This is a genomic window from Aestuariispira insulae (assembly GCF_003385955.1).
Taxonomy (GTDB): domain Bacteria; phylum Pseudomonadota; class Alphaproteobacteria; order UBA8366; family Aestuariispiraceae; genus Aestuariispira; species Aestuariispira insulae.
In genome coordinates, this window is sequence record NZ_QRDW01000005.1 from 133,902 (window position 1) to 153,338 (window position 19,437).

19 protein-coding genes and 1 other RNA gene are annotated in these 19,437 nt (G+C 55.4%); 6 read left to right on the forward strand and 14 right to left on the reverse strand.

Annotated features, from left to right (window positions below; genetic code table 11):
* Positions 1-294 precede the first annotated feature (294 nt).
* The 12 genes from kynA to DFP90_RS13470 form a co-directional block, all read right to left on the reverse strand.
* Positions 295-1,143, reverse strand: coding sequence for a tryptophan 2,3-dioxygenase (gene kynA / locus DFP90_RS13415; protein WP_115937011.1), 849 nt, complete (start codon positions 1,141-1,143; stop codon positions 295-297).
* Entirely contained in the window at positions 1,136-1,780 is a 645-nt protein-coding gene (kynB, locus tag DFP90_RS13420; RefSeq protein ID WP_115937012.1) for an arylformamidase, read from the reverse strand. Before kynB ends, kynA begins: the two co-directional genes overlap by 8 nt.
* Before the next feature lie 188 nt (positions 1,781-1,968).
* Positions 1,969-2,427 carry an Hsp20 family protein gene (locus tag DFP90_RS13425; protein WP_115937013.1) on the reverse strand — a complete coding sequence of 153 codons (459 nt, stop codon included), beginning with the start codon at positions 2,425-2,427 and terminating at the stop codon, positions 1,969-1,971.
* Between the two features lie 186 nt (positions 2,428-2,613).
* Complete coding sequence (locus tag DFP90_RS13430) at positions 2,614-4,758, reverse strand: methyl-accepting chemotaxis protein (protein WP_115937014.1); 2,145 nt, start codon at positions 4,756-4,758, stop codon at positions 2,614-2,616.
* Between the two features lie 241 nt (positions 4,759-4,999).
* A complete protein-coding gene (gene rpmE, locus DFP90_RS13435) occupies positions 5,000-5,218 on the reverse strand; it encodes a 50S ribosomal protein L31 (RefSeq protein ID WP_115937015.1) in 219 nt (72 codons plus the stop codon).
* Positions 5,219-5,347: 129 nt separating this feature from the next.
* Positions 5,348-6,601, reverse strand: a complete 1,254-nt coding sequence (locus tag DFP90_RS13440; protein WP_115937016.1) for a peptidoglycan -binding protein — start codon at positions 6,599-6,601, stop codon at positions 5,348-5,350.
* A gap of 3 nt (positions 6,602-6,604) precedes the next feature.
* Entirely contained in the window at positions 6,605-7,750 is a 1,146-nt protein-coding gene (locus DFP90_RS13445; protein ID WP_115937017.1) for a flagellar motor protein MotA, read from the reverse strand.
* 62 nt (positions 7,751-7,812) lie between these two features.
* The gene (locus tag DFP90_RS13450; protein WP_115937018.1) at positions 7,813-9,051 is read right to left on the reverse strand and encodes an OmpA family protein; all 1,239 of its coding nucleotides are present in this window, start codon (positions 9,049-9,051) and stop codon (positions 7,813-7,815) included.
* A 194-nt stretch (positions 9,052-9,245) separates the two neighbouring features.
* Entirely contained in the window at positions 9,246-10,049 is an 804-nt protein-coding gene (locus DFP90_RS13455) for an inositol monophosphatase family protein (protein ID WP_115937019.1), read from the reverse strand.
* Positions 10,050-10,120: 71 nt separating this feature from the next.
* Entirely contained in the window at positions 10,121-10,690 is a 570-nt protein-coding gene (efp, locus tag DFP90_RS13460) for an elongation factor P (protein WP_115937020.1), read from the reverse strand.
* Positions 10,691-10,812: 122 nt separating this feature from the next.
* The gene (locus tag DFP90_RS13465) at positions 10,813-11,469 is read right to left on the reverse strand and encodes a thiamine phosphate synthase (RefSeq protein ID WP_115937021.1); all 657 of its coding nucleotides are present in this window, start codon (positions 11,467-11,469) and stop codon (positions 10,813-10,815) included.
* 99 nt (positions 11,470-11,568) lie between these two features.
* Positions 11,569-12,642, reverse strand: a complete 1,074-nt coding sequence (locus DFP90_RS13470) for a hypothetical protein (RefSeq protein ID WP_115937022.1) — start codon at positions 12,640-12,642, stop codon at positions 11,569-11,571.
* Between the two features lie 292 nt (positions 12,643-12,934).
* On the opposite strand from DFP90_RS13470, the gene DFP90_RS13475 reads away from it, so the two are divergent.
* A complete protein-coding gene (locus DFP90_RS13475) occupies positions 12,935-13,711 on the forward strand; it encodes a substrate-binding periplasmic protein (protein WP_181905346.1) in 777 nt (258 codons plus the stop codon).
* A 72-nt stretch (positions 13,712-13,783) separates the two neighbouring features.
* On the opposite strand, the gene gap is transcribed toward DFP90_RS13475, so the two are convergent.
* Together gap and tkt are read right to left on the reverse strand one after the other, a co-directional pair.
* Positions 13,784-14,791 (reverse strand): type I glyceraldehyde-3-phosphate dehydrogenase, encoded by a 1,008-nt coding sequence (gene gap / locus DFP90_RS13480; protein WP_115937215.1) that lies wholly within the window; start codon positions 14,789-14,791, stop codon positions 13,784-13,786.
* An 85-nt stretch (positions 14,792-14,876) separates the two neighbouring features.
* On the reverse strand, positions 14,877-16,853 hold the full coding sequence (gene tkt, locus DFP90_RS13485) for a transketolase (RefSeq protein ID WP_115937024.1): 1,977 nt from the start codon (positions 16,851-16,853) through the stop codon (positions 14,877-14,879).
* A gap of 351 nt (positions 16,854-17,204) precedes the next feature.
* Between tkt and DFP90_RS13490 the strand changes: the two genes are divergently transcribed.
* The 5 genes from DFP90_RS13490 (at position 17,205) to DFP90_RS13510 (ending at position 19,425) form a co-directional block, all read left to right on the forward strand.
* On the forward strand, positions 17,205-17,456 hold the full coding sequence (locus DFP90_RS13490; RefSeq protein ID WP_115937025.1) for a hypothetical protein: 252 nt from the start codon (positions 17,205-17,207) through the stop codon (positions 17,454-17,456).
* Entirely contained in the window at positions 17,453-17,794 is a 342-nt protein-coding gene (locus tag DFP90_RS13495) for a cell division protein ZapA (RefSeq protein WP_115937026.1), read from the forward strand. The genes DFP90_RS13490 and DFP90_RS13495 overlap by 4 nt, the downstream gene beginning before the upstream one ends.
* A 13-nt stretch (positions 17,795-17,807) precedes the next feature.
* Positions 17,808-17,964, forward strand: a non-coding RNA gene (gene ssrS, locus DFP90_RS13500) — 6S RNA.
* Positions 17,965-18,034: 70 nt separating this feature from the next.
* Complete coding sequence (locus DFP90_RS13505) at positions 18,035-18,607, forward strand: 5-formyltetrahydrofolate cyclo-ligase (RefSeq protein WP_115937027.1); 573 nt, start codon at positions 18,035-18,037, stop codon at positions 18,605-18,607.
* On the forward strand, positions 18,604-19,425 hold the full coding sequence (locus DFP90_RS13510; protein WP_115937028.1) for a TIGR00282 family metallophosphoesterase: 822 nt from the start codon (positions 18,604-18,606) through the stop codon (positions 19,423-19,425). The genes DFP90_RS13505 and DFP90_RS13510 overlap by 4 nt, the downstream gene beginning before the upstream one ends.
* Positions 19,426-19,437 lie beyond the last annotated feature (12 nt).

Sequence of the window (19,437 nt, forward strand, 5' to 3'; positions counted from 1 at the left end):
GATACCCAACCTGATGTCTGGTGTTTCGTTGTCTGAAAGGAATATAGGGAGGGATCTGGAATAAATCTAATTCTTAATTCTGGATATTGTAATCGATTTTACCGATTTATATTTCTGAAACATAGTGAGGTAATAGATTAAATAGATTTCCAGGGAAATCAATTGCCGATGGTCAGAATTCACTCTTTAACGGTGATTCCAAAAGGTGTCCAGATGTCGCGACAGCGGGTGTCATCCCGGCTGTGCAGCCGGGATGACGAAGAGGTACATTGGATATATTGCCGCCAAGGGCACTTACAGATCCGTGCGTAATTCCCACAATTCAGGGAAGAAGCAATAGCTGAGCGCTTTTTCCAGATAGTTGACCCCGCTGGTGCCGCCGGTGCCCCGGCGCATGCCGATGATGCGGCTGACCGTTTTCAGATGGCGAAAGCGCCATTGCTGGAAGGAATCTTCCAGATCCACCAGTTTCTCGGCCAACTCATAAAGCTCCCAATGCTCAGTTGTGTTGCGGTAGATGGTGGCCCAGGCATCATGGACCGAGCGGTTGGATTGATGGCGTTCGGAAAAATCCCGGTTCAGGATGGCATCATCAATGGCAAAGCCGCGCCGGGCGAGCAGGGCGATGGCCTCGTCATAAATGCTGCGGTCGCTCAGCGCCTGCTTGAGCCTGGCATGGATGTCCTCGCGATGTGCGTGGGGCTTCAGCAAGGCAGGGTTCTTGTTGCCCAGGCGATATTCGATCTCCCGATACTGATAGGATTGAAAGCCTGAAGAATGGCCCAGCTTGTCCCGGAAGCTCAAATAATCCGCCGGTGTCATGGTGGCCAGGACTGTCCAGGACTGGATCATCTGATTCTGGATGGTCGATACCCGCGAGAGCATTTTGAAGGCCGGTTGCAGATTGTCTTCCCGGATCAGCCGGATCGCTGCACCCATTTCATGCAGGATCAGCTTCATCCATAATTCGGTTGCCTGGTGAATGATGATGAAAAGCGGCTCATCATGCTCTGAAGACTGCGGATGCTGGGATGACAAAAGACTGTCCAGGCCCAGATAGTCGCCATAGGACATATCGCCGGAGAAATCACCATGGGCTCCTTCGGGGAAGACGCCTGGGCGGCTTGATTTGGTCTCAGTCATTTATTGTCTCCAAGTCACGCAGGATTGCCCGGACCGGGGCGGCATCCATATTGGCCAATTTCAAGGGAAGCGCGATCAACTCGTACACACCCTCCGCCACATTATCGAGAACGACCCCTTCCAGGATCATCATGCCGGCATCGCGCACTGCATGGTGGGCATCCATGGTTTTGGATGTCTGGGGATCCAGTGAGGGCGTGTCCAGCCCCACCAAAATAACGCCAGCCTCTGCAAGTAAGCGAATACTTGTGGCATCCACGGCGGTGAAACCATCATCCCATTGATCCTGCGGGGCTTGATCATAGGTGCGGAAGAGAACGCGGCGGATACCGGGCTGCAGGCGGTCGGCAAAGTCACTGGGCCGGACTGCCGGGCCACAGCCCCTGACATCCATCACCTGGCAGGGGCCCAGATAATGAGACAGCGGCACATCGGCGATCGGAACGCCAGCGGCATCATAATGCAAGGGCGCGTCCGTATGAGCCCCCGTATGGGTCGACATGGCAAAGCGCGAGACATTGACCGGGCAGCTCTCATCCAAGGCCCAAGTGCGTTCTTCGCTATAGTGCGTGTCGCCGGGCCAGACCGGTATGCCGGGTCTGATCATGGGGGAGATATCCCAAACTTTCCGAGGCATGTGCTTTTTTACTTCCCTGACCGAATTTATTTTAAGCTTAAATTATTTAATCGATTTTGGAAAATCCCTTTAAATCGGGCAAGCAAGAAATTATGGCCACAAGGGTAAGAAAATCTAATTCAGATAGGCGAAAACCGGCGCGTCACCAGGGACGCGCCGGCCATCAAGGGAGATCGGGAAAGGGTGTATTAGGATTTACCGGCCAGTTTCTTCTGGGACGAAGAGGCCTGGATCGGGATGGACTTCGGCTTCATGGCTTCCGGGACTTCCCGTTCCAGCTTCACATGCAACAGGCCGTTTTCCAGCTTGGCACCGGTTACCTTGATATGTTCCGCCAGGCTGAAGCGACGCTCAAAAGCGCGCTGGGCAATGCCGCGATGCAGGAAAGAACGATTGGCATCGGATTCTTCATCAACATCCCGGCGACCGGTAATTTTCAACTGGTTGTCCTGAATCTCGACATCAAGCTCGCTTTCGGCAAAGCCGGCAACGGCCATGGAGATCTGATAGGAGTCTTCATCCAGTTTTTCGATATTATAGGGCGGATAGCTTGAGGTGTTCTCGGTTTGGATATTGTCCAGCAGGCGGGCCATGCGGTCGAAACCGACTGAGGTCCGGAACAGGGGGGTGAAATCAAAATCACGCATAATTATCCTCCATTGAGCGATAGGTGCTTGGATCTTCCAATTGGCAAGATCCTGGATTTCAAATTCCGGAACCCGAAAGTGGCATTCCGGAAGCAGCAATATGTGGCTGCTCCCTAGATGTAGGAAGCGGGCCTTGAGGCTTCAAGACCCGCTTTTTCATATTTTTCTTTGTGTAAGGTATTGAGTTTAAATAGATCTGATTTTGCCGACAAAATTTTCCAGCTCGCGGCGCATCAACTCAGCCTGGTCGCTCAAATCCTTGGAGGCCGTCATCACACTGTTGGCAGCCGTGCTGGTCTGGCTGGCGGCATCGGACACGGCAGTGACATTTTCAAACACCGCACTGGTGCTGCCTGAAGCATGTTGGGCATTGCGGGCAATTTCCAATGTGGCAGCGCCTTGTTGCTCGACCGCCGCGGCGATGGAGGCCGCGATCGCGTCCAATTCGCCAATAGTATCGGAAATGCCCCGGATGGCTTTGGCGGATGTGGATGTGGCCGATTGGATACTGCTGACCTGGACCGAGATTTCCTCTGTCGCTTTGGCGGTCTGGGTGGCAAGGCTTTTCACCTCGTTGGCGACAACGGCAAAGCCCTTGCCTGCATCGCCCGCACGGGCCGCTTCAATGGTGGCATTGAGCGCCAGCAAGTTGGTCTGTTCCGCAATGTCGGAGATCAGGTTCACCACCTCGCCGATCCGTTCCGCGGTCGCCACCAGACCGTTAACCTGCTCATTGGTTGATTTAGCTTCGCCTGCCGCCTGGGAGGATATGTTGGTGGAACTGGAAACCCGCTGGTTGATCTCCTGGATCGAAGCGGACAGCTCTTCTGCCGCCGCAGCGGCAGTCTGCACATTGCTGGAGGCGCTGTTGGAGGCATTTGCGGCTTCTTTTGCCTGGCGTTCCGCATCCTCGGCATTGCGGGCCATGTCAGTCGCCGTATCGCTCATGGTGCCTGCGGATGCGGCCACCGTCTCGACCGATTGCTGCATGGTGACACTGAATTGGTTGACCAAATCATTGAGGGCCTTGGCCTGCTCAACGCGTTTTTTGGTTTCCTCTTCCTGTTCATCACGCAAACGCCGACGTTCTTCAGCATTTTCTTTGAAGATTAGCAGCGCCCGTGCCATTGCCCCAATCTCATCCTGGCGGTTCTGATCGGGGATCTCTACGTCAAGACTGCCTTCGGCCAGCGCACCCATGGAAGTGGTCATGGCTGTCAGGGGGCGGGTAATGCCGCGTGATACCAGGAAGGCGATGGCGATCACGATCAGCAGTAGAACCAGCGTGATGATCACCATCAAATTCCGCATGTGGTCAATTGGGGCCTCGACCTCTTCCGAGGCTTGTTCGGCGACCAATGCCCATTTGGCACCTAGGAAATCAATCGGTGCAAAGGCAGCTTCGACCGGATTCCCGCGCCAATTGGTGAAAGTTCCGAAGCCGCCTTCATTCGCCCGGACCGCTTCGACGATGGCGGGCGCCGCCTGGAAAGACATGAAGGCCGGTTCGGAGGATAAGCGGGAATTACTGCGCCACAGGCCGTCGGCACCGGCAAGATAGGTTTCGCCAGTTTGCCCCAGGCCGACCACATTGGTCATGATCTTGTCCAGATTGATCACGTTCAAACGGATCGCGATCACGCCGATAACGTCATCCGCCCGGTAAATCGGTTGGGACATAAAGGCGGCCATTTGGCCGCCGCTGCCGTCATAAGGGGCAAAATCAAAAAAGAATTGTGTGCCGTCTGCTGCGGAAAAGGCATTGCGGTAAGCCTCGCCAAGTTTGGTATCCTTGAAGGGGCCATTGACGAAGTTATGCCCGAAATCCGGCTCCTTGATAACGCTGTAGACCATATTGCCATCATCATCGAACAGATACAGATCTTCATAACTGTTCGCGGTGATATGGTTTAGGAACCATTCATGATTGGACCGGTGGGTCTTGGAATAGCTGGATCCGTCTTCGGCAAATTCAACTTTCTTGCGTTCCTCGACCGGTGCCGAGGTCGCATAAGCCTGCCGAAGGGCATCAATCTTGTTGGCTTTCAGCTCTTTCTTCAAATGTCGTGTCAGCTTAGCGAGCGCCAGGCTGACTGTCTTATTTGTGGCAAGCGAGTTTAGATCGGCGGTAACCCCGCCGAGATAGTCTGAAACCGCCTGCTCCTTGGCAGCCAAGACACCTGAAAGTTTCTGTCGGTTCGATTCATGGGCCAGTTCCTGTGCCTGAAAATAGGTGGTCAGGCCGATGGCCAGTGCCAACAGAAGTGAAGATATGATAACGAGCAGCGGAATCTTATGTGAGATCCGCAGACTGCCGAACACACCCAGCATGTTTTTCTCCCAAGCTATCGAAGGCAGGTTTGATGCCTTCCGAAATGTCCGTTTTGCCGGACTTATATCCCCTGATTATCCATCCATTCGCACAGTATCGTTTATGATACAGCGACAGTGTGCCTCAGGATAACGTCATGGTCTTAAGAGAAAGTTTATCAGCTAACAGTTGGAGACAAACAAAAAAAGAGACCCGATTGGGTCTCTTTTTCGTGCAGATTCGCGAAAAATCTTCGGAAAATTAGATGCCGAAGTTTTTGAAGCGGCTGTTGAAGCGTGCCAGCTGGCCGCCTTCCATCAGTTTCTGCTGACCACCGGTCCATGCCGGATGCACCTTCGGGTCGATGTCCAATTTCAGGGTATCGCCCTCTTTGCCCCAGGTGGAGCGGGTCTGATAGGTGGTACCGTCGGTCATCTCAACGGTGATCATGTGGTATTCCGGATGGATATCGGTTTTCATGTCTTTTCTCCAGCAAACCGTCGCGCCACCGGGCTGCGACGTGTTCGAAATAATCATAAAGCTTGCGGGCTTATATGGGATGCAGCGGCGAGATGCAACCTCTTTCTAAGTATGCCGGGAAGGGCCGCATTAGCGCTGAGTCAGCTTCAATTCGATCCGGCGGTTCCGTCGATGGGCAATTTCGTCATTGCGTGGATCCAGCGGCTGGAATTCACCATAGCCGGCGGCCGACAGATTTTCCGCCGGAATACCCTGGCTGATCAGAAATTTCACCACTGAAATCGCACGTGCGGCTGACAATTCCCAGTTGGAAGGGAATCTGGCCGATGCGATCGGCACATTGTCAGTATGACCTTCGACCTGAAGGATCCATTCAATCTCCGGCGGGATATCGGCGGCAATCTCTTTCAAGGTCGCGGCCAGCTGGCCCAACTGTTCCTGGCCGGAAAGGCCAAGATCCGCGGAGCCGGACGAAAAGAGGACTTCCGACTGGAAAACGAATCGATCATTGACGATCTGGATGCCCTGTCGATTACCCAGCAACTGGCGCAAGCGTCCAAAAAACTCGCTGCGGTAGCGTGATAATTCCTGGACCTTGCTGGCCAGTGCCGCATTCAGCCGTTGCCCAAGCGCTTTGATGGTGGCCTGGGATTCTTCATCTTTGGCTTCCGATGCATCAAGAAGGGCATTCAGTTCGGCGAGCTGGGACCCCAGTTCTTTTAACTGCTTGTTCAGCAGGGCGGCCTCCGCTTGGGCGGCCAAAAGCTCGTCATTCGCTTCAACCAGTTTCTTTTCCTGGTTGGCATTGGCTGACTGGGTTTCGATCAGTTCCGCCTGCATCTGTTCCTTGAGTGCCTGGAGCGCTTCGAGCTGGTGATTGAGATCAGCCAATTGCCCAAGTTGCAGCTCGATTTTTTCCTTGCTGGCCTCAACCACCTTATAGGCATCTTCAAGCTCCGCGCGGACCTTGTTCAGCTCATCCGTGCGGGTGGCATAGTCAGCGCGCAGCTTTTCAAGCTCGCTTTCCTCTTCATCCAGATTGGCGGCCAGGGATGCTTTTTCACCGCGCAGGCTGGCCAGCTGGTTTTCCAGGCTATCCTGTTTGGCAAGAGAGGCCCGCAGATCCGTTGACAGCCGTTCCACATTGGATCGCAAATCCGCATTGGAGGAGCGCTCCAGTTGCAACATTTCCGCCAGCTCGCTGACCTGGAGGTTGAGTTTGTCCAGCGCCTTGTCCCGCCCGACGAGGGCTTCGTTCAGATAAAGTTGTGAGATCACAAAGATCATCAGCAGGAAAATGACCACCATCAGCAATGTGGCCAGGGCATCCACGAAGCCCGGCCATATATCCTGATTGTTCCGGTTGCGCCTGGCCAGTGCCATGGGTTAGGCCTCGCCACCTTCCGCCAGCGCCGCAATGGTGCGGGCCAGCAACCTAATCTCGTTCCGAATATCCTGGACCGTTTCGGCCCGGGCTCTGGGCATGTCGCTGACCAACCGGCTGAGATGGCTCTCCATGCTGCGCAGATGATTGCGGCTGGCCTCATCCATGCCGCCGCCCTGGCCGCCTTTGCCAAGGACAGTTTTCAATTCCTGCTGGCTTTGGGCCAGTTTGAGCAGCAGGTCCTGCTCCACTTTCATCGTATCGGCAAGGCCTGCCAGCTTATCGGTGAGCATGGCCAGGTTCTGCTGTTCCGCTTGGCGACCTTCTTCAGAACGCATCAAAGTGCGCTGTAACGCTTCCAAGCTATCGGCGGTTTGCTCCAGAAGGGCTTGGACATAGGCCGGTACCGCATGATCGCCCTCAGCCATGACACCGCCGCCGCCAAGCCGTGTGATCCCGGAGAGCCAGTCTTCAAGATCGCGATAGAAAAGATTTTGCGCCTGGCCGGACTGTAGCGCTGCGAAACCCAGGATCAGAGACCCGGACAGACCGAACAGGGAGGAACTGAAAGCGGTGCCCATGCCCTCCAACGGTTGGCGCAGCCCGGATTTCAACGCGCCAAATGCGCCGGCTATGTCGGAATCACTGCCAATCTGAAGGTTGCTGATCACATCGCCGACGCTGTTGATGGTTTCCATCAATCCCCAGAATGTACCAAGCAGGCCGAGGAAAACCAGAAGGGCAACCATATAGCGGGAGGTTTCACGGGTTTCATCAAGCCTGGTTGCCACCCCGTCCAGAAGGGTTTGCATGGCAGTGGGCGAGAGATTGAGATGACCGGTGCGTCCGGACCGTTCGCCCAGCATGGTGGCGGCCGGGGCCATCAGGCGCGGCGGCGTGCCGGTCAGGGTCAGGCCACCTTCGGCGCTGCGTTTGAAATCCTCAATCCAGGTGATTTCCTTGTTCAACGCCAATATGGTCCGGAATGCGTGTGCCAACCCGATGATCAGGGTCCCCAGAATGCCGCCATTCAAAACAGGATTGGCCAGGAAAGCCCGCGATAGGGACGGAAACACAATTGCCACGCCTGCCCCAATGATAACCAGAAAGAGCACCATGGTAAGAAGGTAGCGATTGGGCCGGGTCAACGTGACCTCCTGTAAAGTCTAAGACTGCCTGTTCATGAAGATTTGGTTTTATTGGGGGACGGTTACTCGGGAATGACGATATCAACCCGGTCGGGATTGCCGGATTCAACTTTGCTGCCCAGTGCGCGTACATCCATTCGGGTGCTTCTGACACCTTTTTTCATCAGATAGGTACGGACCGAGAGCGCACGGAACAAAGACATTCTCCGGGCCTGGCTGGGGGACTCGCCTTTTGCTGCGGCATATCCCAGCAACTGGACCCGAAGATCCTCATCGCTTTCCATTCGAAGGGCCAGTTTATCCAGCGCAGGTTTCACCCCGGCCGGCAGATCGGAGATCCCATCGGGAAATTTAATCGACAGGCTGTTTTCTGTCTCGGAAACGAGATTGGGGTCGATCATGGCGACCTGGGTTTCTTCTTCGACAACATTCGCCTTTGCCGGCTCGGTTTTCGCCTCAGCAGCCTCGGGCTGTGATTCTTCAGCAGGCTTTTCGGGCGCATTTTCAGCAACTGTAGGCTCTTCCGCGGCAGGCTCTGCCTTGGCCGGGGTCGGAGAAGTCTCTGCAGGCTTGGGGGCAGCCGATTCGGTTTTTTGTTCCGGTTCAGGTGCAGGTTCTGCCTTCGGCGGTTCTACCTTTGCCGGCTTGGGCATTGGTTTTGCGGCGGTCTTGGTTTCCCCGGTGGTTGTCTCCGCCGGTTGTGAAACTTCTTTCTCAGGAGCCTCTTCCACTTTCATCGGCTGTGGTGCCGGTGGGGCCGCTTTTTCCACTACGGGCGCGTCGGGCAATTCCGGTTTCGGCGGTGCCTTGGCGGGTTTTGCCATGACTTTTGTTTTGGGCTGTTCCCCGACAAGAGTGGATTTGGGCGGCTGTGCGGGGTTCGGCGAGACCTTCACCATCTCGCTGGATGGTTCAACCAGTGTGGATTGCGGCTTGGCTGCGACCGATGGGCGGGCCGGGGTCGGTTGGCTGGCGCGCGGAGCGGAAGGCGCGATCAACGACGATTTTGGCTGGCCGCTGGGGGCCGCAGGTAAAACGCGGCGCGGTTCCGGGGCGCTGGTCTTGCTGCCGGGCTGGGCAGGTAAAGGCTGCGTCGGATGCAAAAGCTGAGGCAGATTCGGTGCCGGTCCCAGCGTTTCAAGCGCCTGCAGGTCCACTTCGACAGGCTCGCCAAAAGAGGCGGTACCCCAATAATAGTTGGTTTGAGCCTGCGCGTTTCCGGACAGGGACAGGCTTGCCCCCGTGCTGATCAGAAGAGCCAAGGCAGTGCCGGATAGTAGTGTTTTTGCAACGGACATCATGCTTACCGCTTGTTCTTATTACTTGATCCGGCAGCTATTTCCCCAGTGATGATTCGTGTTTGGGTTTTATTCCTGTTCCCGAATCACTTTTTGCTCCCAGACCGGGCGAAGCATACCCCAGCCCCGAACAGCGGACAACCATTCAGCGTCGTATTTATGAGATTAAGGTTTTGTGACGCAGGCAAAAACGCCGGTTAACCGGCGCTGCGCAACAGATCCAGCAGGCTTTTATGAATCTTCTCATTGCCTGCAACAATGTCTTGGGAAGTGAATTTATATTTGCGCGCCTGGGCATCAGAGACCATGCCGCCGGCTTCTTTGACCATCAACAGTCCGGCGGCCACATCCCATGGCTTCAGGCCGCGTTCCCAAAAGCCATCGAAACGGCCGGCCGCCACATAGGCGAGATCCAGGCTGGCGGTGCCCCAGCGGCGAACACCGGCGGTTTTTGCCATGACCTTTTCCAGGCGGCGCAGGAATTGCTGATGGCCTTCGCCCTCTTGAACGCCCAGGAAGGGGATACCGGTTGCAAAGACGCTGTCTGACAGGCGTGCGCGTGCCGAGACGCGCAAACGCCGGTCATTCTGGTAGGCACCTTTGCCTTTTTCAGCCCAGTACATCTCGTCCTTGATCGGATCATAGATCACACCGGCGACCACTTCGCCGCGCTGTTCCATAGCGACGGAAATGGCAAAATGCGGCAGACCATGCAGGAAGTTGGTGGTGCCATCAAGGGGATCGATGATAAAGCGATGCTCATCATCATTGCCTTTGATCTCGCCGCTTTCTTCCATCAGGAAACCAAAATCCGGGCGTGCTTTTTCAAGTTCGCGCAGCAATGTCTGCTCCGCCCGCTGATCCGCTGCCGATACAAAATCAGCCGGGCCCTTGCGGGAAACCTGCAGCTGTTCAATTTCCCCAAAATCGCGAACCAGGCCACGGCCGGCTTTTTCGACGGCCTTGGTCATAACGTTGAGGATGGCAGAGCGGACAATCATGGTTTTTCTTTCTTAAGTATTCAAATGGATCGGCGGTGGCGGTTTTCCGCCACCGGTCAATCTCAGTCTAATCAGTCTTTGGCGCGTTCCACAAATGTGGAATCTGCTGTATTCACCACGATGCGGGTGCCGGATTCAATATAGGGCGGAACCATCACGCGCGCACCATTTTCCAAAATCGCGGGTTTGTAGGACGATGATGCGGTCTGTCCTTTGACAACAGCGTCGGCTTCGGTGATTTCCATGGTGACAGTATCGGGCAGCATGACGCTGATCGGGCTGTCTTCGAAGGATTCGATGGTAACAACCATACCGTCCTGGAGGAAAATCGCCTGGTCTTCACCGATCAGATCGATATTCACAGCAATCTGCTCATAGGATTCCTGGTCCATGAAGGTGTATTCGTCGCCTTCGTTGAACAGGAACTGGAACTCCTTCTGGTCGAGGCGCACACGCTCGACAGTTTCGGAGGAGCGGAAGCGTTCGTTCAGCTTTGTGCCGGAGCGGATATCTTTTAGTTCCACCTGCAGGAATGCGCCGCCCTTGCCGGGTTTTACATGCTGGGTTTTCACTGCGCGCCACAGACGACCTTCATGTTCAATCACGTTGCCCGGGCGAATAGCGTTACCGTCAATCTTCATAGAGACCACCGTTAGCTTACAATTATAAAGTATGAAATCTGGCGTCTCTATACTCGCATAAGCCGGTAAGAACAAGCGGGCCAATGAATGCAGGGCCGGAAAACCGGCCAAAGACGCGGAATTTAACGTGAATTTGCCTCAGATAAGGCCTTTGCAAACTGCTTCATCGCCGCCTCTGGTCCTTCCGCCGCGGACCAAATGGAAGAAATGCCGGCAATAAAGTCGGCACCCGCAGCCACGGCCATATCGCAATTTTCCGGGCTGACCCCGCCGATGGCGACCTGAGGCAATTCCATCATCCTACCCCACCAGCGGATCGCTTCCATGGCATCTTCCATTGGGGGCAGATCCTTGGTCGGGGACATGAAGACCGGGCCGAAGCTGACATAGTCCGCGCCGGCTTCCCCCAGTTCCATAGCCAGATGGCGGGAGTTACGGCAGGAGACTCCGATGGATTTATCATTGCCGAGCAACTTGCGGGCGGCCTTGACCATCTTTGCGCTCAAATCATTTTCAAGATGTACGCCGTCCAGGTCCAACTCTTTGGTCAATTGCACATGATCACAAAGAAGGAACGGGATATCATATTTCCAGACAAGGGGGGCGAGAGTTTTGGCTGCAACACGAATCTCGTCTTCATCGGCGTCCGGCAACCGGAGCTGAAAACAGGATACCGACCCGGCGGCTAGAGTTTTTTCCAGGAGGGCGGCAAAAGATTCCGGATCCAGCTTTTCAGGACTGATCAGATAAAATTCGCAAGGGGGCAGGTCGTCGGACACAGAGTGTTAGCCTCAAAAAGATGCAATGAAAGCCTTTGTCTACTCAATCAGGGGCAACAAGGCAATGAGAGGCTGTTTCCTCAAGGGGCGGCCAAACGGTCAGGCAAGAAGGTTCAATTGCGCCTGGAGGATCAAATCGCTGCGATCAATGGGCTTATGCAGCCCCATGACGGAGTTGAAGTCGATCGACCGGGTAACCAACTGGCCTGTGTAATCGAAATCGAACATGAAGGGCCGGTTGTCCTGATACAGGCTGATGGCGTCATCCTGCCATTGTGCCGTGGTCTTGATTTCGGCGTCATTGCTGACTTTGAGGAAATCCGGAATCAAATGGTCCGCAGTATATTGCGATGTATCGGGGTCGATCCGGACATTGGAAAAGACCGCCACGTCGCCATTATCGTCCAGGCCTAAGAAATAATTGTCGCGGTCGCTGTGATAACCAAGGGCTGTGAATTCCCACAACTGGGATGCGGTGGCTGTGCCATCGATAATTCGCTCAAGCCGATCCCGGGCCGCCAGCAGCTTTAGCTGGTCTTCCTCATTTTCATATTCGGAAAAATCGTGATCCAACTGGTTGAGCGCGATCAGTTCGCCATCGGCGTTCAACGCAACCTTGACCGGAACACCGATATCTTCATAGAGCTGAAAATCCTTTTCCCATTGTTCGATTGCCGGGAAATGCTGTTCCAGTTGCACCAGTTTGATTACGGCACCGACCAGTTTGCTCCGGAAACCTTCGCGGGTATTTTGCAGATCGACGGCCTCGCCCATGGATTTGAAGTCTTCAGCGGCCTGACGAATGGCCGCTTTCTGTACATCGTTGTAGCCGTCGAGGTCGCCTTCAATCTGTGCTTCGGTGGTGATGTTTCCGACCTCATCCACCAGCAGGCGGAAAGGCTGGCCGGTCAGCATCAGATAGCCCGCAGTAGTCTCCCAATCCTCCGACGGATCAATGAGGCCCTGCCGGATGCCCTCGAGACGGTTAAGGGCCCCGCGGATGATCAACTGCTTGGTCGCATCCTGCTTGGCATTGTCCAAGGTGGTCTGAATATTGATGACCCCGGTCGCTTTCGGGGTGAATTCGCCGGGTTTTTTGGGATTGGTAATATTGTCCAGCAGCGTGCTAACACTGTGCTGTATGCCGACAAATCCGCTGATTGAATTAACCACCTGAATTCTCCACCTTTCTGGCTCAACTATCGGTGATTCTACAAAGCAAAAAGCTTGCCAGATTCTTCTGGCACTATGGGACTATAGCACAGGACCGCTGGAATTGGGAGTGATTCCTGTCACAGCGCCCTATCTTCAGAAGCTGGCTAAGGATTTTGGTTAATTTTTACATGTTTTTAAGAGCATAAGGCTATGATAACGGAATGCTGACGGGTTTGGCCTGAATAAAAGAGCAGCAAATTATTGATCTGGCCGGGCAATGTGCAGGGCTTGGTGTATGGGGGCCGTTGGAATGTTTGGACGTCGAAAAGAGGAAAATGCGGGTCGCGGGTGTCGCCTTGGGGTGTTGGCGGGGATTGGTTTGGCCGTCATTGCAACCACGTTACCGGCAAATGCTGATGAAGGCTGCAAATACACGGTTGGATGGGCGGAGTTTCCGCCTTATGCCATCCCCAGTGACAATGGCGTGCCGCGCGGTGTGGATATCGAATATCTTCAGACGGTTTTGAATCGCCGGGGGTGTCAGGTTGTTTTCCGGAACATGCCCTGGATCCGTGCGCAAATTGCCCTGGAGCATGGGGTCGTTGATATCCTGCCGTATATTGCCTTCAACCAGAAAAGGGAAAGTTACGGTCATTTTTCTATTCCCTATCGGGATGCAGTGACGGGTGTTTTGATGCGTCGTGATGATAAACGCTTGAAATTCGTTCATACCCTGCAGGACTTGGGGCAGCGCGCCATGAGGATAGGGGTTGTTCGTGGAGTCTGGAACGGCCCCAGGCTGAATGAGTTGAAACAGGGACATCCAGATCTGTTCGAAGAATATGCCGAGACGTCTCTTCGGGTTCCTATGCTGCTCAGTGGTCGGGCAGATGCCATCATCGACGACAGGGACAGTCTGGTATTCGATATCAACCAGCGCGGGCTTTCGCAGCGCTTGGTGGTACTGGATATTGAAGTCGACCGCAGGCCTTTCCACTTGTTGTTCAGCCGGAAAACGGTGACCTTGGATGAGGTTCAAGAAATCAACCGGTTGATTGAGTTGGTGACCTATCGGCGTTTGGAATAAGTGGCCAAAGAAAAAACCCCGCCGGAAAGCGGGGTTTTCTGTTTTCTGTTTTCTGTTTGGCCTTGGAGCTGATCAGGCCAATTCGCCCATGACCTTGGCGGTGTCCAGCATGCGGCAGGAGAAGCCCCATTCATTGTCATACCAAGCCATGACCTGAACCAGGGTGCCTTCGGACACCTGGGTCTGCGTGGCGTCAAAAATGGAGCTTGCCGGGTGGTGATTGAAATCACAGGAAACCAATGGCAGTTCGTTGATTGCGAGCACGCCTTTCAGTTCGTTATTGGCGGCTTCCTGCATGGCGGCGTTGATTTCTTCCGCCGAGGTGTCACGCGCGGCATCAAATTTCAGATCCACCAGGGAGACATTGGAGGTCGGCACCCGTACAGCGGAGCCATCCAGCTTGCCTTTCAGTTCCGGCAGCACCTTACCCACGGCACGGGCAGCGCCCGTTGAGGTCGGGATCATGGAAACGCCGGCCGCGCGGGCGCGGCGCAGGTCTTTGTGGGAATTGTCCAAAATCCGCTGGTCGGTGGTGTAGGCATGGATGGTCGTCATGAAGCCGCGGTCGATTCCGATTTTGTCCTGCAGGACTTTGGCGACCGGTGCCAGACAGTTGGTTGTACAGGATGCGTTGGAAACCACATCATGCTCAGCGGTGATCTGGTCATGGTTCACACCGTAAACAACGGTCAGAGAATCATCCTTTGCCGGGGCGGAAAGCAGCACTTTCCTGGCACCGGCTTTCAAATGTGCGCGGGATTTTTCGCGCGTGTTGAAAATGCCGGTGCATTCCAGGACCACATCAATGCCCAGTTCCTTCCAGGAACAGTTATGGGGATCACGGTGGGCGGAAACGGCAATTTTGCCTTTACCTAAATCCATCCAGTCGCTGCCATGGGTCACTTCGCCCTGGAAGCGGCCATGCACACTGTCATACTGCAGCAAGTGGCTGGCGCATTCCACGGAACCAGGGGTGTTGATGGCTACGAATTCGAGGTCGTTCCGGCCCATTTCATGCGCGGCGCGCAGGACCAGGCGACCGATCCGACCGAAACCGTTGATTGCTACCCGAATCGTCATTTTCTTCTCCGTAAAAAAAACCGTCTTCAAATTTTCGAAAGTGAAAAAGAAAGGGGCGCCAATGGCGCCCCTGTTATCTCCGGTATCAGAGCCTTTCCTTGGCCGCCGCAACAACGGCCTCGGCTGTGATTCCGAAATGTTTGTAAAGATCATCGATCGGCGCGGACTCGCCAAAGCCGGTCATGCCGACAAAGCCGCCGTCAAAACCGAGATATTTATCCCAGCTCTGCTTGAGTGCCGCTTCAACGGCTACCCGGACGCCTTTGCCCAGGACCGATTTTTTATAATCCGCGTCCTGCTCGTCGAACAGTTCCATACAAGGCATGGAAACAACTGCGGCACCAATGCCTTCGGCCTGCAAGCTTTCGCGGGCGGCCAAGGCAATCTCAACCTCGGAACCGGTGGCCATCAGGGTGACCTTGCGATCGCCTTCCGCTTCACGCAGCACATAGCCGCCTTTGGAAACCAGGTTTTCTTCCGTATGTGCGGTGCGGACTGTCGGCAGGCCCTGGCGGGTCAGCGCAAGAATGGAGGGCGCTTTGTCATTTTCCAGCGATGCCGCCCAGGCCTCTGCGGTTTCAACCGTGTCGCAGGGGCGGAAAACATAGGTGTTCGGCATCACGCGAAGCGCGGAGAGATGCTCGACCGGCTGATGGGTCGGGCCATCTTCGCCAAGGCCGATGGAATCATGGGTCATCACATAAACCACCCGCTGGCCCATCAGGGCGGACAGGCGGATTGACGGGCGGCAATAATCGGTGAAGACTAGGAAGGTCGCGCCATAAGGGATCAAACCGCCATGCAGAGCGATCCCGTTCATGGCGGCGGCCATGCCATGCTCACGCACACCGTAATAGATATAAGAGCCGGAGAAATCTTCCGCCGATACCGGGGCCATGCCGCCGGCTTTGGTGTTGTTGGAGCCGGTCAGATCGGCGGATCCGCCCGCCATTTCCGGAATGGCCGCGGTCAGCACATCCAGCGTCTTCTGGGAGGAAACACGGGTCGCCAGTTTCGGCTGATCTTCGGAAATCTGCTTTTTGAAGGCATTGAGTGCTTCCTGCCAACCTTCGGCCAGTTCACCGCTCTGTCCACGCCAGAAGGCTTCCTGCAGATCCTTATTTTTGCCATCCAGTCGATCGGCCCAGGCCGCTGCTTCGGACTGGGAGCGCAGGCCCGCTTCGCGCCATGCGCCAAGAACCTCTTCGGGGATGACAAAAGGCTCATGAGACCAGCCCAAGGCTTCACGGGTGCCCTTGATCTCGTCTTCACCCAGCGGCGCGCCATGGGAGCCGGAGGTGCCGGCCTTGGTCGGGGCGCCGTAACCGATGGTGGTCTTGCAGGCGATCAGGGACGGGGTGTTGGTGGTTTTTGCCTTGGCGATTGCGGCTTCAATGGCGTCCGGGTCATGGCCGTCAATGGCCTGGACGTCCCAACCGCTGGCTTTGAAACGCGCCAGTTGATCATCGGAAACGGCGATATCGGTCTTGCCGTCGATGGTGATGCCATTGTCATCAAACAGAACGATCAGCTTGCCGAGCTTCCAGTGGCCAGCCATGGAGATCGCTTCATGGCTGATGCCTTCCATCAGGCAGCCATCGCCGGCAATAGCATAGGTATAATGGTCGACCACATCATCGCCGAAACGGGCGGCGAGCATGCGCTCAGCCAGCGCCATGCCAACAGCATTGCCGATCCCCTGACCAAGCGGGCCGGTGGTCGTCTCGATGCCGCCCGCATAGCCATATTCCGGATGACCGGCGGTTTTCGCGCCCATCTGACGGAAGTTTTTCAGCTCTTCCAGCGTCATGTCTTCATAGCCGGTCAAATGCAGCAACGAATAAAGCAGCATGGAACCGTGGCCTGCGGACAGGACAAAACGGTCCCGGTCTGGCCAATGCGGCTGTTTCGGATCAAATTTCAGGAATTTCGAGAAAAGCACGGTGGCAACATCGGCCATGCCCATCGGCATGCCCGGATGGCCGGATTTGGCTTGTTGCACGGCATCCATAGCCAGCGCGCGAATTGCGTTGGCCATGTCCTTATGAGCGGAAGAAGGCATAGATTTGTCGGCTCTTGTCTGATCTGGGGATGGAATACGCTCATCCCGGCAGTTGTTTACAATGGCATTTTAGCGGCACGTTGCCTGTCTTGAAACGGGCGCAACATGCCGCCATAGGCCCGTTTGGTCAACGGATTCTTGTCCAAAGGCGTCAAAAAGATATGCATAGTGCCAATTCCGGGGAGCTGGGTTGATGGATTGGCTATGTGGGTGTCGAAATACAATTGCGGCAATCTTCGGGCAACGCGCGAGACTTGGTTGACCATGAAGGCCGATGGGCCTAGTTTTCCTGGGAACAGATGGGCCTCTTGAGAGAGTGTCTTAGAAAATATCGACGACTGATTGATCTGAATGACAAGTTTGGAAGAAGCGAAACACCGGCTGGAGACGGCGTTGGCCCGATTGGACCAGGCGGTATCGGCACGGCTTGATGATCTGAGCGGGCTGCGTGAAGGCGAGGCCGGGCATCAGGAATTGCGACAGGATTGCCAGACATTGCGGGCTGAAAACGGCGAGCTGCGCCAGCTGACGGAACAGACTGCAAGCCGCCTTGAGGTGGCGTTAACGCGTTTGGGCAACGTTCTTGAAAGTACGGCATCATGAGTCAGGTGGAGCTTGTCATCAACGGCCGCACTTACGCGGTGACCTGTGACGATGGCCAGGAAGAGCATCTTCGTAAATTGGGCGGATTTCTGTCCTCACGTGTGGAGGAACTGGTTGGTTCGATCGGCCAGGTTGGCGAAGCGCGGTTGATGCTGATGGCGGGCCTGATGGTCGCGGATGAATTGTCCGACGCCTATGGTGAGCTGGAAGAGATGCGGCAGAATGGGGGCGGATCAACGTCTCAATCAGGGGCGGAAGATGAAAATCAGGCCCTGGAAATGCTGGATTCGGTCGCGGAACGCATCGAAGCTATTGCAGCGAGGCTCGAAGAAGCCTAATTAAAGGTCAGGGCGTGCGCTGCCCTGTGCGTGAACCAAACTAATATCCCGGGGGCTATAATTTTCTCTAGGGAGCTGTCCCTGGCAGGATCGTGGTCTTGTTATACGGCGCCCACCTGGTTTACCAGGCTCCAGAGGATATCCATTGGTCACGGCAGTGGCGGCCACGCCCCGTCTTTTTTGTTGGGCGCTTTCTTTGAACTCTTTCCTTGAAGTGCCGGTAGTGATTTAGGGCTGATCATGGATTTGGTGGAGATCAAGAAGCAAGCGCGCAAAGACGCTTCTGCAAAGCGCAAACAGGCATTTAATGCGGATGACGGGTCGGCCATGCCGTTGCTGGAAACGCTGTTTTTTGATGCCGTGCAGCCTGCCCCCCAATCAGTGATTTCCGGTTTCCTTCCCATCGGGTCTGAAGTTGATTTGCGCGCCTTGCTCGGCCATTGGACCGCAAATGGCGGCATTTCCGCGCTGCCCTGTGTTGTGGGCAATGACCAGCCGCTGTTGTTCCGTGAATGGCGGGAGGGAGATGTCTTGATTAAGGAAAGTTTTGGTACGGTCGCGCCCGGTGAGGATGCGCCGGAACATGATCCCGATATCCTTTTGGTGCCGATGCTGGCTTTTGACCGGGCGGGATACCGTCTTGGATATGGCGGTGGTTTCTATGATCGCACCCTGGAAAAGCTGCGCAGCAAAAAACAAGTTCTGGCGGTAGGGGTCGCCTATGCCGCCCAGGAGGTGGATGCAGTGCCGCGTGATCATCATGATCAGCCGCTGGATCTGATCGTCACCGAACGGGAAGTGATCCGGTCATGAAATTATTGTTTCTGGGCGATATAGTCGCAAAGCCGGGCCGCACCGTTGTGCTGGAAAACCTGCCGCGTCTGCGGGATCAGCTGAAGCTGGATATGGTGGTGGCCAATACGGAAAACGCGGCCCATGGCTTTGGTCTTACCGGCAAGATCTGTGACGAATTGTTCGACGCCGGGATTGATGTCATGACCACGGGCAATCATGTTTATGACAAGGCCGAGATCATTCCCTATATGGAACAGGATGGTCGCGTGATCCGGCCGGATAATTATCCCGCCGGCGCGCCGGGCAAGGGCAGTGTCTTGTATGATTCCCCGTCCGGGCACCGGGTGCTGGTGGTGAATGTCATGGGCCGTGTCTTTATGGAACCGCTGGATAATCCCTTTGCGTCCCTGGATCGGCTGGTGCCGCCGGGCACGCCGGGTGACAACGGGTTGGATGCGGTTCTGGTGGATGTGCATGCGGAAGCCACATCTGAGAAATATGTTGTGGGTCACTATTGTGATGGTCGTGCCAGTCTGGTGGTAGGTACCCACACCCATGTGCCGACCGCCGATTATCAGATCCTGCCGGGCGGCACCGGTTATCAGACCGATGCCGGCATGTGCGGGACTTATGATTCCGTCATTGGCATGAATAAGGAAGATACCGTTGAGCGGTCATCCGGGCGCATTCCTAAGCCGCGCCTGACACCGGCGGAAGGTGAGGCCACTCTTTGCGGTGTGTTGGTGGAAACCGATCCCAAAACCGGGCTGGCCCTCTCTATTTCCCCCTTAAGGGTGGGGGGGCGTCTGAGGGCGGCCTGGCCTGAGGGTGTTTAACGCCTGAGACGA

Excerpts from the sequence above, each read along its gene's own strand:
- kynA (WP_115937011.1), bottom strand. The coding sequence starts at position 1,143 with ATGACTGAGACCAAATCAAGCCGCCCAGGCGTCTTCCCCGAAGGAGCC.
- kynB (WP_115937012.1), bottom strand. The coding sequence starts at position 1,780 with ATGCCTCGGAAAGTTTGGGATATCTCCCCCATGATCAGACCCGGCATA.
- DFP90_RS13425 (WP_115937013.1), bottom strand. The coding sequence starts at position 2,427 with ATGCGTGATTTTGATTTCACCCCCCTGTTCCGGACCTCAGTCGGTTTC.
- DFP90_RS13430 (WP_115937014.1), bottom strand. The coding sequence starts at position 4,758 with ATGCTGGGTGTGTTCGGCAGTCTGCGGATCTCACATAAGATTCCGCTG.
- rpmE (WP_115937015.1), bottom strand. The coding sequence starts at position 5,218 with ATGAAAACCGATATCCATCCGGAATACCACATGATCACCGTTGAGATG.
- DFP90_RS13440 (WP_115937016.1), bottom strand. The coding sequence starts at position 6,601 with ATGGCACTGGCCAGGCGCAACCGGAACAATCAGGATATATGGCCGGGC.
- DFP90_RS13450 (WP_115937018.1), bottom strand. The coding sequence starts at position 9,051 with ATGATGTCCGTTGCAAAAACACTACTATCCGGCACTGCCTTGGCTCTT.
- DFP90_RS13455 (WP_115937019.1), bottom strand. The coding sequence starts at position 10,049 with ATGATTGTCCGCTCTGCCATCCTCAACGTTATGACCAAGGCCGTCGAA.
- efp (WP_115937020.1), bottom strand. The coding sequence starts at position 10,690 with ATGAAGATTGACGGTAACGCTATTCGCCCGGGCAACGTGATTGAACAT.
- DFP90_RS13475 (WP_181905346.1), top strand. The coding sequence starts at position 12,935 with ATGTTTGGACGTCGAAAAGAGGAAAATGCGGGTCGCGGGTGTCGCCTT.
- gap (WP_115937215.1), bottom strand. The coding sequence starts at position 14,791 with ATGACGATTCGGGTAGCAATCAACGGTTTCGGTCGGATCGGTCGCCTG.
- tkt (WP_115937024.1), bottom strand. The coding sequence starts at position 16,853 with ATGCCTTCTTCCGCTCATAAGGACATGGCCAACGCAATTCGCGCGCTG.
- DFP90_RS13490 (WP_115937025.1), top strand. The coding sequence starts at position 17,205 with ATGACAAGTTTGGAAGAAGCGAAACACCGGCTGGAGACGGCGTTGGCC.
- DFP90_RS13495 (WP_115937026.1), top strand. The coding sequence starts at position 17,453 with ATGAGTCAGGTGGAGCTTGTCATCAACGGCCGCACTTACGCGGTGACC.
- DFP90_RS13505 (WP_115937027.1), top strand. The coding sequence starts at position 18,035 with ATGGATTTGGTGGAGATCAAGAAGCAAGCGCGCAAAGACGCTTCTGCA.
- DFP90_RS13510 (WP_115937028.1), top strand. The coding sequence starts at position 18,604 with ATGAAATTATTGTTTCTGGGCGATATAGTCGCAAAGCCGGGCCGCACC.